A 15,193-nucleotide genomic window follows, 5' to 3' on the forward strand; every position below is an offset into this window, starting at 1 on the left:
ATCCCTTCAATAGGGATTCAGGCTTTTTGAATGATTTCTTTTAAAGTATGGGAAGCTTATAAAACACGTTGCATGTGGAGGATTACATTACTCCAATAACCCGAGTCGAGGTCACTGATCTGAACTCCGGGTTCGCCCCAAGTGTGGATAAACTTTCCGTCTCCAATGTAAATACCGACATGACCAGGTATAGCATCACTTTCAAATCGGCCGGGAACGGTAAAAAAGATAAGATCTCCTACATCCAGTTCGCTTCGACTTACACGAGTACCTAAATTATCTTGATCTTTAGCTAAACGAGGTAAGCTGACACCGAATTTTTTGAAAACATGCTTTGTAAAAGAAGAACAATCAAATTTTTTGGTTTCTTCATAAGATCCAGCGCCAAAGTCGTAGGGTACACCTAAGAAATTTTTGGCAAAAGCGACTAACTCCTTTTTATCCGCTTCAGAAATACTTTGAATGCGTAAAGATTTAGATTCACTCGTGGATTCGACCGTCGATAATTTTTCGATAGTCTTACGTTCGGACGGTGTAGCAATGTTTATCTCACCCGACTGGGGATTCCAGCCTACTTCTGTTTGCAGAAATTTGGACAAGGCTAAAGGGGTGATATAGATTTGCCCTTCTTGTCGTCTAGGGGCTTGTGGCAGTGTGATTTTTTCCCCAAGTGAGAATACCTGTGGTGAGCCAGGGCGCAGCATATACATAACATCGCTATAACCGATTTTAGTGTATCCATCACTAGAACCATCATCTTTCATCCGATATCCGAGCGAAGTAACCGCAGGCTTAAGTGGAATCCAATACTTTCCCTGAGCGTCGGTAATTGCAGATTGTTCATAATAACTGGAGGCATTTGTTCCATCAGGAGTTAGCGCGTTAACCTTAGGTTTTTGCGATTGAGATGAATAACCGCAGGATGAACTCGTTAAAGCGACAGCAAGCAATACAGTAGCGGTGGTTAGTAGTCTTTTGTGATTATTAGCCATTTAACACGCTCCATCTTCAAACTGTAAATTCAGTTTGTGCAGGGCGATTTTTTTTATGTAAAAGAAACGAAGGCAATCGCTGTAAGAGACAACCAAGCATTACCTGTTTTGATGTCATATATTCTTCAGAATTTGAAATCTATGGAAATATGATAAGTGATTGACGGATAAACAACCTCCATATAATATAGGTTTAATAGATTTCTATCATTAATGTGAGGTACGTGTAAGCTTATGCTTTAATGCTTTTATCGATAAAAGTGATAATGCTGAGTCGCTCACCTTGATGTATGCGTTAATAAACTAATGAAATGGGGTACTTTGATGAAAAAGAGAAACATTTTGGCGGGATTAAGCTTATGCTTCATGCTCGTAGCAGCTGGTTGTGGTAACAATAACACTGCGGGAAACGCAGGAAATGCAGCGAATTCCGGTAATTCCCCTACGAATGCAGGAGCAGCAGATTCAAAAACGTACAAAATTGCGATCTCGCAATATGTGGAGCACCCCTCACTTGATGCTACACGTGAAGGAATTCTCGCTGCTTTGAAGGATGCAGGAATCGTTGAAGGTGAGAACCTGAAGGTTGACCTTGAGAATGCTCAGGCTGATCAAGCGAATAACTTGTCCATTGCTCAAAAGATTGCCGCTGACTCTAATGATTTGGTATTGGCAATTGCAACGCCTTCCGCTCAATCAATTGTTCAAGCACTCAGCAAAGCAAGTAAGGATACACCGATTTTATTCGCAGCCGTAACTGACCCACTCGACGCGAAGATTGTCACGGATCTGGAGCATCCAGGTGGCAATGTATCAGGGGTATCGGACACCAATCCCGAAGCGATTAACAGATTAATGCAATTTATAGCTACCCAATTTCCTAACGTGAAAAAGCTGGGCATCGTTATTAATGAAGGTGAACCAAATGCAGTAATTATGGCTGAGATTGCTAAAAAAGAGTTGGATAAACATGGAATCGAGCTAGTGAAGGCTGCCATCACGAATACCTCTGAAGTCAAACAAGCTGCAGAATCACTTGTGGGTCGTGTAGATGCATTCTACATTACTTTGGATAACACAGTCGTAAGTGCAGTGGATACCATTATTCAAACAGCTAATGACAAGAAAATTCCCTTCTTCTCCAGTGACCGTGATACGGTTGAAAAGGGAGCTTTCGCCACCGTTGGTTTTAAATATTTCGATCATGGCTATCAAGTGGGTCAAATGGCCGTGGATATTTTGAAAAATGGTAAAAAGCCAGCTGATATGAAAGTAACCATGCAAGAAAAACTCGATCTCATTCTTAACCTGAAATCTGCAGCAGCGCAAGGCATAGAAGTGACTGATGCAATGAAGGCAGAAGTTGCCGATCAAGCTAACAATATTATTCAATAAGCCATTATATAGGGGGCGATTTCGTGAGAACGCCCCTTTCCGCTCGAAGGAGGAAGTCATCTATGTTAAATTCGATGCTCGGGGCCGTTGAAATGGGACTGCTTTACGCATTTATGGCTTTAGGTGTATACATTACCTTTCGTATTCTTGATTTCCCAGATTTGACTGTAGATGGGAGCTTTACCACTGGTGGTGCCATTGCCGCTGTTATGATTACTAACGGTTATGCACCATGGCTTGCTACCCTGGCCGCTATTGCTGGTGGAATGCTGGCAGGAATGTGTACGGGCCTATTACATACGAAAGGCAAGATTAATGGACTGTTATCCGGGATTTTGATGATGATTGCACTCTATTCCATTAATCTGCGGATATTTGGTGGCAAACCGAACTGGTCTTTAATGGGCGACACTACCTTGTTCACTTCCATTGATCCTCTGCTCGTTCTGCCGTTTGTAGTTATTCTTGTGAAAATAGTAATGGATTTATTCCTGCGTACAGATCTTGGACTTGCGCTGCGGGCTACTGGAGATAATGCAAGAATGATCCGCAGTCTGGGTGTAAACACGGATAATACCACTATTCTTGGCGTCAGTTTATCCAATGGAATGGTGGCGCTCTCGGGGGCGCTAATCACTCAGTATTCTACTTTTGCGGATTCCTCTATGGGTATTGGGATGATTGTAATCGGGTTAGCTTCGGTGATCATCGGTGAAGCCATATTCGGTGCTAAAAATGTATTTCGGGCCACATTAGCTGTTGTGCTCGGATCCATAGTTTACCGGATCGTAGTTGCACTTGCCTTGCGGGTACCGTGGCTGAAAGCTTCGGATCTTAAGCTGATCACAGCAATTATCGTTATTTTCGCTCTTGTATTCCCGTCGATTCAGCGTTTCCTGAAGCAGAAGAATATGGCGCGGAGGCGTTCCGTTGAATTAGCTGAGCAGGCGCTAAGCAGCAAGAGAGGAGGCACCATCGATGCTTAAACTGGAGAACGTATCTAAGCTGTTCAATCCCGGAACACCCGATGAGAAAATAGCGCTGCTCGGCATTGACTTGGAGCTTCTTCCCGGTGATTTTGTCACCATCATTGGAAGTAATGGAGCTGGTAAATCTACGTTGATGAACATTATTTCCGGTGTCATGAAGCCGGATCTGGGTATAGCCAGCATTGAGGGAAATTCAATCAGCCATTTGGCGGAATTTCAACGGAGTCGTTGGATTGGCCGTGTCTTTCAGGACCCAATGGCGGGTACGGCTCCACATATGACGATTGAAGAAAATTTAGCTATGGCTTATAAAAGAGGCAAAAGCAGAGGGTTAACCTTTGGCGTAAATAAAGCTAAAAGAGCTTTGTTTCGCAATGAGCTAAGCCGTCTGGGGATTGGGCTGGAGGATCGCCTGCGGGCAAAAGTAGGGTTGTTGTCAGGTGGAGAGAGACAAGCGCTAAGTCTGCTAATGGCGACCTTTACTCAACCGCAAATTTTACTTTTAGATGAACATACAGCAGCCCTTGACCCTTCTCGTGCGGAGCTGATTACTAAACTTACAGAGTCCATTGTCCGTGAGATGAAGTTAACCACCCTAATGGTTACTCATAACATGGAACAGGCCATTCGTCTTGGCAATCGTCTGATCATGATGGATAAGGGCCGTATTATTTTGGATATCGATGAGGAACGTAAAAAAGATCTTACTGTAGAACGGCTGCTCGGAGAATTCGAGACAATCAGCGGACATAAATTGGCAGATGACCGAATGATGCTTGGCTAGTCAGTTGTAGGTGTGAAGGTAGCTCAATATAAGGGCTTGAAGTGAAGTCTGATTCTGGATTTCATTTCGAGCCCTTTTTTACATAGGAATTTTTTCGCCGAGCCATTATACTATCCTTATCTTTTAGTTCACGTAAATTTACCCAAATGGAACATTATGGTTTATAATGGAATTATAGTGATAATAAATGAAAATTATCATATTTAGGGAGCGGAGAATGCAGATGATTTGGAAAAATGTTAGCGCTTACAGAAGTTCGGGCATTTTCAACAAAATGATACTGATAATTTCCTTTTTGCTTCTACTTTCCTTTTTATTCTCTTTGACCGTTTTGCAATATGTTTATCGTATCTATGACAAGCAAATTTATGAAAAGGCTTCTGAGGTACTGGGGATGTCCTCCATTAGCATCGAAAATGCCCTAAGAGAATTGGATCAGCTTTCTTTTACAGTGGTGTCTGATGAGCAAATTCAAGAATGCCTGCGCCAATTGCAGAATGATCCACAGCCTTATGAAAGACAAGTTCTACATAACAAGATCATAAACAGACTGGTTGCTTTTGCAGGGGCAGAGAAATACGTTTATTCCATGATGCTGATGGATACGAGTGGCGGAGTAATGACTGCGGGCAATCGTGAAGGAGTATCACAGGATCTGCAGGATCAGTTAAAGCCGTTAGCTGCGGAAGCTAGCGGGAGTATAGTGTGGTATCCGCAAGGAAACAGAAATTCACTTTTGGCGGTTCGGCAGATTAAATCTTATACAGGGTCAACGTTTACGCTGGATGATCTGGGTACACTCGTGATCCGTATTCGGATCGATCTAATCATTGCGGATAGTACGAGCGAAACTGACCAATTAATCGCAGTTGATGCCACGACGGGACAGGCAATCTATCCTGAAGCGCCGATTCTTTTGCCAGAAGAGCTTAAAGAAGAGACAGAACGTCCGGAGCTATATCGCACGGCCAAATATCAAGAAGGTACTTATTTTATAACCAAGACGAAATCATCTTATATAGATTGGATCTACATCAATGCCACTCCATTTAATGAGATGTTCAAACATATTACTTTTGTCAAAAAGCTGGTCGTCATCATATTCGCACTAATCTTATTAATTGGTCTCCTTTTAGGCTACAGGCTTGCTCGCAGTATTGTACGTCCGATCTCTAAGCTGACCAAAAAAATGAAGCAAATCGAGAAGGGCGATCTGGACAATCTGGAGGAACAGTCATTAGGTGTGGTTTCACAGACTGCGCAGGACGAGGTTAGTCAGCTAAACCGGACTTTTAAAATGATGATCCGCAGGATCAGAGAGCTTATTGATGAGAACTATGCGAAGCAGCTGATTATTAGAGAGACAGAGCTAAAAGCTTTGCAGGCCCAGATTAATCCGCATTTTTTGTACAATACACTGGAATCAATCAACTGGTTAGCCAAAATGAACAAACAAGCCAAAATCTCAGAAATGGTAGAAGCGCTCGGTTACTTGTTCCGCAGCTCTATTGGTCTAAAGGATCCGCTGATTACACTAGAAAAAGAGATCACTATCGTGCGCAATTATGTCATTATCCAGAAAACACGGTTTGATGAGAGGCTTGATTTCCGGATGGATGTACCTGAACATCTGCATGACGCTTTGATTCCGAAGCTGACCTTGCAGCCTTTAATCGAAAATGCTATCCGCTATGCACTAGAGCCTAATATTGAACCGTGTACCATTTCTATAACAGTTAGTGAAGAAGAGCAGGGCCTCGATATCAGAGTCAGTGATAATGGACCGGGAATGAGCGCTGAATTTATCAAAGATTTGCAGATGGGAAGAGTTAAGACCCGTGGAGAAGGCATCGGCTTAGCTAACATCGCGGAAAGGATTCAAATCGTCTTTGGCCCTGAATGGGGCACTTCCATAGAAAGTAAACCGGGTCAAGGAACAACTATACATGTGCGTATACCTTACTTAAAAGGAGTGCTAGAGAATGTATAAACTGCTGCTGGTGGATGATGAACGCTTGATTCTGGAAGGGATATCGCAGGTTGTGGACTGGGGACGAGCGGGAACAGAGCTTGTAGGCACGGCGTGGAACGGGATTGAGGCTTTGGTGAAAATAGAGGAGCTTAACCCTGAAATAGTGATTACGGATATTTCTATGCCTGGTTTAGATGGTTTGGGACTGGTGCAAAAATGCAGTGAACGATTTCCAGACGTGAAATTCGTTATGCTGACTGGTTATAAGGATTTTGATTATGCTTGTATTGCTATGCAGAACGGGGTTAAACATTATCTTTTAAAGCCGTGCAATGAGAATCAGATCCATGATGCACTGGTTGAGCTGGTAGCAGAGCTCGATGAACAGAAGAGCCGGGGCGAATTCGTAAATAGCATGAAACAACGTCTTCAGAAGGTATTGCCCCATGTGAAAGAACAATTTTTGAAGGAATGGATCTCTAACAAAACTTATGGAAGTCAGGATCTAGAGTACTATCAGGAATTATTCGGCATTGAACTCAATGACAAAACGGTACGCTTGCTCCTGTTCCGACTAGAAGGTTCTTACGAATATGAGCAATTGTTCGCTCTGCAAAATATTGCCCAGGACGTACTTCAGGAAACACTCCTGAGTGCGACGATAGGGGGTCATTTATTAATATTACTGGAAGACGAAGGAAATACGGTGCAGAATAGCCCCTTGCTTAAACGTATCGCTGAAGTAAGAGAGGTATTCTGCAAGTTTTATAAAATGGATGTGACAATCGCGATTAGTGATGCTGACCTTATGATTCATTCCCGGAGATTGTATCGTCAGACCTTACAGTGCCTGAACCATCGTTTTTATTTGGAGGCGGGCGGTTTGATTACCGGGAGTGATATCCCAAGTGATGAGCTTAGTGGAAGAAATGATATCGAGCTAGATGAAGAGCATATTTGTCTACTAATCAAAGCAGGTGACCAAAATACGGTAGAGCTGGAATTGGAACGATTATTCAACTTGCTCGCGGATGAACGGTTAGATATTAACGTGACGCGTTCATATGTTTTACAGTTATATTCCGCTATGATTCGTTTAGCAGTCCCTGATGAAAGAAATAGCTTCACATCGGGCTTGGCGGAGCTTGCCGAAATTAGAACCTTGGGAGGTTTAAAAGCATACGTCAAAGAGGCAGCGGTTCGCTTAACAGCGATGTATGACCGACATTTTAGTTCCCGGCAATCGCTTATTGTAGACAAAATGTTCAAAATTATCGCAGAGGATTACAAGAATGCAGAGCTGTCGCTTAGCTCGGTCGCTGCTGAAATGTTATATATGAATCCCGACTATCTAGGCAAAATATTCAAGAAAATTACCGGAGAGAAATTCTCGAATTACGTAACCAATTACCGGATTGCTAAAGCATCGGAGCATATTTTGAGAAGTGGGGATGTAAGAGTATTTGAGCTGGCTGAAATGTTCGGCTTCGGTGGGAATGCACAATATTTCAGTCAGGTTTTTAAAAAAGTAACCGGTCAGACCCCTACAGATTTCATGAAACCCCCTCAAGCGAACTGATTATTGAACAAACAAGACGGTTTTTTGTATTCAATAATCACGGAATATTTGAGAAAATTTAACCAATGAAAGCGCTACCTAAAGGGATCAGAGCCTTTACACTATCATAGGAAAAGGGGACATGAAATTGAAAAAGAGATTCGCTTTACTAGCCGTACCATTATTGCTGTCGTCGATGTTAGCTGGTTGCGGTGGAGGTAACAACAATAACAATGCTGCTGCTACGGATTCCGCTACAAATACTCCTTCGGAGACGAAACCTGCGGCCACGACCTCAGCAGAACCAGTAACCCTGCGTATCGCATGGTGGGGTGGAGATACAAGACATTCTTATACACAACAAGTTATTGATATGTATGAAGCCAAATATCCGAATGTAACCATTGAGCCTGAATATGCATCCTTTGATGATTACTGGAAAAAGCTTGCTCCGCAAGCTGCTGCAAATAGACTTCCTGATATCGTTCAAATGGATATTTCCTATATTAATCAATATGGATCTAACGGACAGCTCGAAGATTTGAAACCTTATTTGAACTCTCAGATTCAAGTTGGCGATGTGAATGAGAACGTGCTGAGTACTGGAGTGATCGGTGAGAAGCAATACGGAATTCCGTTAGGGGTTAACGTACTTGGTTTTCAATATGATCCAGAATTGCTGAAAAAGGCAGGTGTTGATTCTATCCCAGAGAACTGGACTTGGGATCAATACAAGGAAATCGCCGCGAAAGCTAAGTCGGCTGGACTGTATATGGACGGTTCCATGGCAGCAGACGTGTTCTTCAACTATTATCTGCGTACAAAAGGGCTGGCACTCTATAACAATGATGGTTCCGCACTTGGCTATGAGGACGATGCGTTGTTCACTGACTTTTTCGGAATGTTGTCTGGTTTGATTAAAGATGGAGCGGTCCCATCACAAGACAAACTGAGCCAAAATAAAGGGGTTATTGAAGAGTCGGATATTGTTAAAGGGACAGGTATCGGTGTATGGCAATGGTCGAACCAATACGTTGCTTTGCAAATCGCTGTAAATCGTCCTATGGAGCTGGCACAAATGCCTGGTCCAGATATGGATAAAGGGCTTTACATGCAGCCAAGTATGTACTGGTCAATTACTTCTAACTCTAAAGTGAAGGAAGAAGCAGCGAAGTTCGTTAATTTCTGGATTAATGATGTGGAAGCTAACAACCTGATCAAAGGTGAACGCGGAGTACCGATTTCAAGCAAAATCAAAGAATCTGTAGCTACACAATTAACTGATTCCGGTAAGCAAGTATTTAAGTTTGTTGCTGATATGGAGCCTACTACTTCACCTATGAGTCCACCGGTAGGATCACCAGAGGTTGTAGCCCTGCTTACAGACCTTGCTGAACAAATGAACTTCGGAAAAATCGATCCAGCAGCAGCAGCAGCACAGTTCCGAAAAGAAGCGAACTCTATTCTCTCCAGCCGTTAATCGTAGGGTAACAGATAACTATACTGCGTCTCACATGGGAAACGGCGTGCCATTTCGCTAGGCGGCATCCCGTTTCCCATATTATTCACATAAAAAGGAGTTGGAGACCCTTGGCATTAACGAATCCCCTACCTTCGAATCCATTGGCTGTTAAGAAAAAGAACCTCACCGGCCGGCGGTTACGAAGCAACCTTACAGGATATGCCTTCATCAGTCCGTTCGTCATTGGCTTCCTTTGCTTCACACTGATCCCGATGATCATTTCGCTGTATCTTTCTTTTACCAAATACAATTTATTCGCTCCACCTAAGTGGATTGGATTTGATAATTACATCAAAATGTTCTCAAATGACCCGAAATATTTGCATTCACTAAAGGTAACGCTGCTTTACGTATTTATCGGTGTGCCTTTACGTCTAACCTTCGCATTATTTGTGGCCATGATTCTAAATACGAAATCACGTATGGTAGGAGCCTATCGGACAACTTATTATTTACCTTCTATTATAGGTGGTAGTGTGGCGGTCTCCATCATGTGGCGTAATATTTTTAGTGATACTGGAATTATTAACGGCATGCTTGGCTTTTTCGGAATTGGACCGGTAAGTTGGTTTGGCAATCCGAACGCTGCGCTTATCATGTTGATAACTCTATCTGTGTGGCAGTTTGGCTCATCCATGTTGATCTTTCTTGCAGGTCTTAAAAATATTCCTGGTGAAATGTATGAGGCAGCTAGTGTGGATGGAGCCGGATTCTTCAGAAAGTTCTTCAAGATTACTATGCCACTCTTAAGTTCAGTGATTCTGTTTAATCTAGTTATGCAGACGATCAGCGCATTCATGACCTTTGTTCCAGCTTATATTATCTCTAAAGGTGAAGGCGGACCTATGGACGGCACTATGTTGTATTCTCTCTATTTATTCCGTCAGGCCTTTATGTTTAATAATATGGGTTATGCTTCGGCTATGGCTTGGGTAATGTTGTTGCTTGTCGGCATCATGACCGGAATCTTGTTCAAGACATCCAAATCGTGGGTCTTCTACGAGTCGGAAGGAGGAAAATAATCCATGGCGAAAATTAAACTGAAATGGCCGCTTTATCACATCCTTATAGGTGGCCTCGCTATCGTTATGCTGTATCCGATTCTGTGGATGATCATGAGTTCTTTTAAAGAGAGCCGGCTTGTGTTTGTTACAGCGCAGCACCTTATACCTGATCCATGGGAATGGGGGAACTATGCTAAAGGCTGGGAAGGTATTGCAGGTTACTCCTTTGGTGTCTTCATCAAGAACTCTTTTGTAATTGTTATTGTCGCAACACTGGGCGCAGTCATTTCATCTTCACTGGTTGCCTTCGGTTTTGCCCGCAATAAATTTGTAGGCCATGGCTTATGGTTCGGAATCATGATGATGACCCTGATGCTTCCTTCCGATGTGGTGCTCGTCCCTCAATACATTATCTATGCCAAATTGGAATGGCTCGACAGTATCAAACCGATCGTTGTTCCACAGTTCTTCGGTGTCCCGTTTTTCATTTTCCTAATGCTGCAGTTTATTCGGACCATACCTGTTGAACTTGATGAAGCGGCTACCATCGATGGTTGTGGGAAATTTGGACTTTATTTCAGAATTATACTTCCACTCATTCGTCCTTCTATGGCTACTGCGGCGATCTTCTCCTTCTATTGGCGCTGGGAAGACCTGCTTGGACCGGTATTGTACTTGAACTCACCTTCTAAATATACAGTTTCGATGGGGCTTAAAATGTTCCTGGACAGTGAGTCCGTATCCAACTGGGGTCCAATGTTCGCCATGTCTGTTCTAAGTTTGGCACCAGTCATGATTATCTTCTTTATCTTCCAAAAGCAGATTGTAGAAGGAATCAGCACCAGTGGTTTGAAAGGTTGATTTCAGCAAACGAATATAAATGTTTTAAATCTCTAATTAAGAAAGGTGCGGCTGAATTTGGATAGCTATCGTTTTGATTTTGGGATTAAGGAAGCTGAGCCTGGCTACACCAAAATTCGGCCGGACACATCTTATTCTAAGGGAATAGGGTATGGTTTCACTTCTGATTCCTCCGTCTTTGGTCGTTTCAGAGGGGGAACAGATATACTGCGAAGCGATTGCTGCATCCCACAGAAAGCAGTTTTTCTTCTGGATCTCCCGAATGGGATCTACCGTGTTACGCTGTTGTTGGGTGATGCTCTGGCAGATACCAGCACATTTATCAAAGCTGGAGAAGGCAAGTTCGTATTGGACACGCTAAATGTGCCTGCGGGCCAATATTTGCGCGAATCCTTTGCAATTAGGGTTAAGGATGGGCAGCTAAAGCTATCGTTCTCGGGTGCGGCACCGCGTATTAACGCCTTGGACATTCAGATGGACAATGAAGCGCTAGTCTTATTTCTGGCGGGAGATTCCACGGTGACCGATCAAGGGGAAGAAGGTTACCCCTATGCGGGGTGGGGCCAACTGCTGCCACGCTGCTTCAAAGCCGGAATAGCTGTAGATAACCGAGCACTTTCTGGACGCAGTTCCAAGAGTTTTATTGAGGAAGGGCATTTGGAGGGCATTGCCGCAGATATCAGACCCAGAGATTATCTGTTCATCCAGTTTGGACATAATGATTCCAAAACTGATGATTTAAGACATACCGATCCCTTTACTACATATAAAGAACATTTGCTCCGGTTGATTACAGTCGCCCGAGAAGCGGGGGCCTATCCGGTTCTTGTGAGCTCTGTACATCGGCGAAGATTTGATAGTGAAGAAGCAATTGTAGACACGCATGGAGATTATTTAATCGCCATGCGGGAACTCGCAGATACCGAGCAGGTTCCACTAATTGATTTAGCCGAGAAGAGCCGCAAGCTCTTTGCAGCTTATGGCTCAGAGGGCTCAAAAGATTTATTCATGTGGAGCTATCCAGGAGAATTTATTGCGCATCCAGGTGGGGTGCAGGATAATACACATTTTCAGATTTTAGGGGCTCGTCTTCTAGCTGAGCTTATAGTGGAAGGGATCCGGGAAGTTGGATTAAACGATCTCATCATTCATCTTCGTCAGGGAGAATAATAATCCTAAAGGAAAAGTAAATATCTGTCGGTTCAACTTCTGTATGCAAGGTTAAGGTTAAGGAAAGAACTTAACTGGAAGACTTGCATGATAAGAAGGAGGATATCACGATATGGCAGATAAAAAGCTTGTAGGTAAGGTTGCAGTTGTAACCGGAGGCGGCTCAGGAATTGGCCGGGCAACCGTGCTTGAGTTCGCACGTAACGGAGCCAAAGTTGTATTATTGGACAGAACTGTAGAAAATGCTGAAAAGGTTAGACAGCAAGTGGAGAAAGAGGGCGGAGAAGCCCTAGTTATCGAATGTGATGTTGCTGAACCACCACAAGTGGAAGCGGCGATAAATAAGGCGGCCGCGAAATGGGGTCGTCTTGATGTTGTTTTTGCCAACGCAGGGATTAATGGGGCGATGACGCCTATTGAAACGATGGATATTGAAGCTTGGGATCAGACCATTCATATTAACCTGCGTGGAACCTTCGCGACTGTTAAATATGCGATACCGCATCTAAAAGAAAGCGGAGGCAGCATCCTGATCAACAGCTCCATTAACGGAAATCGTGTATTTTCTAATGTTGGTTTTTCTGCTTACAGTACGACAAAGGCAGGACAGGTTGCTTTTATGAAAATGGCGGCACTGGAACTGGCTCAATTTCAAATCCGCGTAAATGCGATCTGTCCTGGGGCTATAAAGACCAATATAGATGACAACACTTTTCCATCAGAGGATCTGAAAGAAGTGAAAATCCCAGTAGAATTTCCTGAGGGAGATCAACCGTTGGAAGAAGGTCCGGGGCGACCTGATCAAGTAGCGAAGCTGGCGCTGTTTCTGGCGTCTGAAGATTCAGATCATATTACGGGGACGGAAATTTATTGTGACGGTGCAGAGTCGCTTCTGCATGGTTAATTTTTCAACATAATCTTGGCCTCTCATAACGGATTCCATCCTCGTCGCTATGCCGGACCACACGGGTCGAAAGAGCATATGCGCTGAGGATGGTTATGCCGTTTTTTGTTGTAAAATAAAGCTAATCATTATCTCCAATTTCCGTTATAATGGAGTATCTCTGGAGAAAGGAGATTGCGATATGGATTTTCAATTGGAATCATTAATGAAGTTACTAGTGGCCATGCTGTTCGGGCTGTTCATCGGGATTGACCGACAGATCAAGCAGAAACCGCTGGGGATACGGACCAGTATGGTCATAAGCATTGCGAGCTGTCTTGTCACAGTGGTGTCTATCCATGCCTTTGATAAGTTCGCAGGACCAGAGCATCCCAACATGGACCCAATGCGGCTTGCGGCTCAGATTGTCAGCGGGATTGGTTTTTTGGGTGCGGGTGTTATTCTGCGTAGAGGCGGAGATGCCATTTCGGGCCTTACTTCGGCAGCACTCATCTGGACAGCTTCTGGAATTGGTATAGCTGTGGGTGCGGGATTCTATATTGAGGCAGCATATGCGGTTATTCTGCTGATGTTTGCTGTGAATTTAGTTCCTCATTTAATCCGTTCGCTAGGACCAGAAGTACTGAATAAACATGAAGTTTCAGTGAGGATCATTATGGAAGCTAATTTTGTGCTTACAGAAGTGATCCAAAAAATCGAGCGGCCTCAGGTCAGCTCGCAGCGTAGTACTAGAGGTCCATCCCGAGCGATTCGAAGAATGAAAATTAAAGATTTGGAAGATGGCAGACAAATGATCGATATGGTGATCTCAGCACCGGATCGGGATTACGCAACAGAAATCTATTACGATGTGAAGAAAATTGAACATGTAATGAGCGTAGAAGTGGAGCAATTGTAAAAAGAGCATGTCACCTCATGACTAGATGTGGTAATCTATCAAGTGGAGACAATTATCAGACACTGGAAGGGAGAACAATATATTATGTCAATCACAGCGTATGAAGGACAATATGAAGGAGAAGCAGCTATCTGGTTGAAAGCCGGTCGTTATGAGGCAGCTATTCTGCCAGGCATTGGCGGCAACCTGATCTGTTTCCGTGATACCGAAAACGGATATCGCTTCCTGCATGAGCCTGGAGCTGAAGAGATGGAAGCCTTTAAGGCAAGTCCGGGGATTCACGGAATTCCTGTATTATTTCCTCCAAATCGTTATGAGGATGGTAAATTTCCATGGAATGGTCAAACTTATCAATTCCCAGTAAATGAAGTTGCAACGGGCAACCATTTACACGGATTTTTACATACTGCAGCTTGGGAAGTCGAAGAATTTGGCAGCGGTAAGACTGAAAGCTTCGTAACCGTATTCATCAAGGTGGATGAGAATCATCCTTCTTATCAGTATTTGCCACATAAGTATACGATCAAATTGCGTTATACCCTCGGCGAAGGAGGATTATCTCAACAGGTGTTGGTGCACAATGATGGAGAAGATGTGATGCCTTGTTTGCTGGCATTCCACACTGCCATTAACGCACCTTTCGCACCAGGAAGCAGTGCACAAGATTACCGCGTAAAAGCTACTATTGGCGAGCGCTGGGAGCTCAACGACCGCATGCTGCCAACAGGCAAATTCCAGGCGTTGGAGCCAGGAGAAGTTCAGCTTCGTGAAGAAGGTGTGAATCCATATTTTGCATCGATGGACAATCACTACACGGCTGTACCTCAGAACGGACGCAACCGGATGGAGCTTACCGATAGCAAAGCTGGAGTAACCTTGGTGTACGATGTAGGGACTTCGTACAAACAATGGATGATCTGGAATAATGGTGCTACAGAACAGTTCTTCTGCCCTGAGCCACAAATTAACTTAGTGAATGCGCCAATGGTAGATCTTCCTGCTGATGAAATCGGCTTGTTCAGCCTGAAACCAGGTGAATATTGGGAAGAGAGCAGCCGCCTGTACGTAAAATAGAGTTCATGTGAATATGAATAGGTTATAAAGAAGGGGCTGTCTCAAACGTAGTTTTTCTACGATTAGTCAG

At 43.6% G+C, this 15,193-nt stretch carries 13 protein-coding genes; 12 read left to right on the forward strand and 1 reads right to left on the reverse strand.

The window, feature by feature from the left end:
* Positions 1–56: 56 nt before the first annotated feature.
* Complete coding sequence (locus tag MHB56_RS26470) at positions 57–992, reverse strand: C40 family peptidase (protein WP_076189887.1); 936 nt, start codon at positions 990–992, stop codon at positions 57–59.
* A gap of 324 nt (positions 993–1,316) precedes the next feature.
* On the opposite strand from MHB56_RS26470, the gene MHB56_RS26475 reads away from it, so the two are divergent.
* From MHB56_RS26475 to MHB56_RS26530, 12 genes are all read left to right on the forward strand, one after another.
* Positions 1,317–2,387 carry an ABC transporter substrate-binding protein gene (locus tag MHB56_RS26475; RefSeq protein WP_076125887.1) on the forward strand — a complete coding sequence of 357 codons (1,071 nt, stop codon included), beginning with the start codon at positions 1,317–1,319 and terminating at the stop codon, positions 2,385–2,387.
* Positions 2,388–2,449: 62 nt separating this feature from the next.
* Entirely contained in the window at positions 2,450–3,373 is a 924-nt protein-coding gene (locus MHB56_RS26480) for an ABC transporter permease (protein ID WP_248548090.1), read from the forward strand.
* The gene (locus MHB56_RS26485) at positions 3,366–4,160 is read left to right on the forward strand and encodes an ABC transporter ATP-binding protein (RefSeq protein ID WP_076280813.1); all 795 of its coding nucleotides are present in this window, start codon (positions 3,366–3,368) and stop codon (positions 4,158–4,160) included. The genes MHB56_RS26480 and MHB56_RS26485 overlap by 8 nt, the downstream gene beginning before the upstream one ends.
* 223 nt (positions 4,161–4,383) lie before the next feature.
* Positions 4,384–6,150, forward strand: a complete 1,767-nt coding sequence (locus tag MHB56_RS26490) for a sensor histidine kinase (RefSeq protein ID WP_076301953.1) — start codon at positions 4,384–4,386, stop codon at positions 6,148–6,150.
* The gene (locus MHB56_RS26495) at positions 6,143–7,711 is read left to right on the forward strand and encodes a response regulator transcription factor (protein ID WP_341144195.1); all 1,569 of its coding nucleotides are present in this window, start codon (positions 6,143–6,145) and stop codon (positions 7,709–7,711) included. Before MHB56_RS26490 ends, MHB56_RS26495 begins: the two co-directional genes overlap by 8 nt.
* Positions 7,712–7,832: 121 nt before the next feature.
* Positions 7,833–9,170: an extracellular solute-binding protein gene (locus MHB56_RS26500; protein WP_341144196.1), complete on the forward strand. Its 1,338-nt coding sequence runs from the start codon at positions 7,833–7,835 to the stop codon at positions 9,168–9,170.
* 143 nt (positions 9,171–9,313) lie between these two features.
* Complete coding sequence (locus MHB56_RS26505; protein WP_076105030.1) at positions 9,314–10,234, forward strand: carbohydrate ABC transporter permease; 921 nt, start codon at positions 9,314–9,316, stop codon at positions 10,232–10,234.
* A 3-nt stretch (positions 10,235–10,237) separates the two neighbouring features.
* Positions 10,238–11,077: a carbohydrate ABC transporter permease gene (locus tag MHB56_RS26510; protein ID WP_038570347.1), complete on the forward strand. Its 840-nt coding sequence runs from the start codon at positions 10,238–10,240 to the stop codon at positions 11,075–11,077.
* A gap of 57 nt (positions 11,078–11,134) precedes the next feature.
* A complete protein-coding gene (locus tag MHB56_RS26515) occupies positions 11,135–12,247 on the forward strand; it encodes a rhamnogalacturonan acetylesterase (RefSeq protein WP_341144197.1) in 1,113 nt (370 codons plus the stop codon).
* A gap of 112 nt (positions 12,248–12,359) precedes the next feature.
* On the forward strand, positions 12,360–13,151 hold the full coding sequence (locus MHB56_RS26520; RefSeq protein WP_076105002.1) for an SDR family oxidoreductase: 792 nt from the start codon (positions 12,360–12,362) through the stop codon (positions 13,149–13,151).
* Between the two features lie 181 nt (positions 13,152–13,332).
* Positions 13,333–14,049 (forward strand): MgtC/SapB family protein, encoded by a 717-nt coding sequence (locus MHB56_RS26525; RefSeq protein ID WP_036686231.1) that lies wholly within the window; start codon positions 13,333–13,335, stop codon positions 14,047–14,049.
* A gap of 84 nt (positions 14,050–14,133) precedes the next feature.
* Positions 14,134–15,123 (forward strand): aldose 1-epimerase, encoded by a 990-nt coding sequence (locus MHB56_RS26530; RefSeq protein ID WP_076183424.1) that lies wholly within the window; start codon positions 14,134–14,136, stop codon positions 15,121–15,123.
* The last annotated feature ends 70 nt before the right edge of the window (positions 15,124–15,193 follow it).

The organism is Paenibacillus sp. FSL H8-0315, from assembly GCF_038005365.1.
GTDB lineage: Bacteria > Bacillota > Bacilli > Paenibacillales > Paenibacillaceae > Paenibacillus_AQ > Paenibacillus_AQ odorifer.

Coding starts and splice junctions, on each gene's coding strand:
- MHB56_RS26470 (WP_076189887.1), bottom strand. CDS start 992: ATGGCTAATAATCACAAAAGACTACTAACCACCGCTACTGTATTGCTT.
- MHB56_RS26475 (WP_076125887.1), top strand. CDS start 1,317: ATGAAAAAGAGAAACATTTTGGCGGGATTAAGCTTATGCTTCATGCTC.
- MHB56_RS26480 (WP_248548090.1), top strand. CDS start 2,450: ATGTTAAATTCGATGCTCGGGGCCGTTGAAATGGGACTGCTTTACGCA.
- MHB56_RS26485 (WP_076280813.1), top strand. CDS start 3,366: ATGCTTAAACTGGAGAACGTATCTAAGCTGTTCAATCCCGGAACACCC.
- MHB56_RS26490 (WP_076301953.1), top strand. CDS start 4,384: ATGATTTGGAAAAATGTTAGCGCTTACAGAAGTTCGGGCATTTTCAAC.
- MHB56_RS26495 (WP_341144195.1), top strand. CDS start 6,143: ATGTATAAACTGCTGCTGGTGGATGATGAACGCTTGATTCTGGAAGGG.
- MHB56_RS26500 (WP_341144196.1), top strand. CDS start 7,833: ATGAAATTGAAAAAGAGATTCGCTTTACTAGCCGTACCATTATTGCTG.
- MHB56_RS26510 (WP_038570347.1), top strand. CDS start 10,238: ATGGCGAAAATTAAACTGAAATGGCCGCTTTATCACATCCTTATAGGT.
- MHB56_RS26520 (WP_076105002.1), top strand. CDS start 12,360: ATGGCAGATAAAAAGCTTGTAGGTAAGGTTGCAGTTGTAACCGGAGGC.
- MHB56_RS26525 (WP_036686231.1), top strand. CDS start 13,333: ATGGATTTTCAATTGGAATCATTAATGAAGTTACTAGTGGCCATGCTG.
- MHB56_RS26530 (WP_076183424.1), top strand. CDS start 14,134: ATGTCAATCACAGCGTATGAAGGACAATATGAAGGAGAAGCAGCTATC.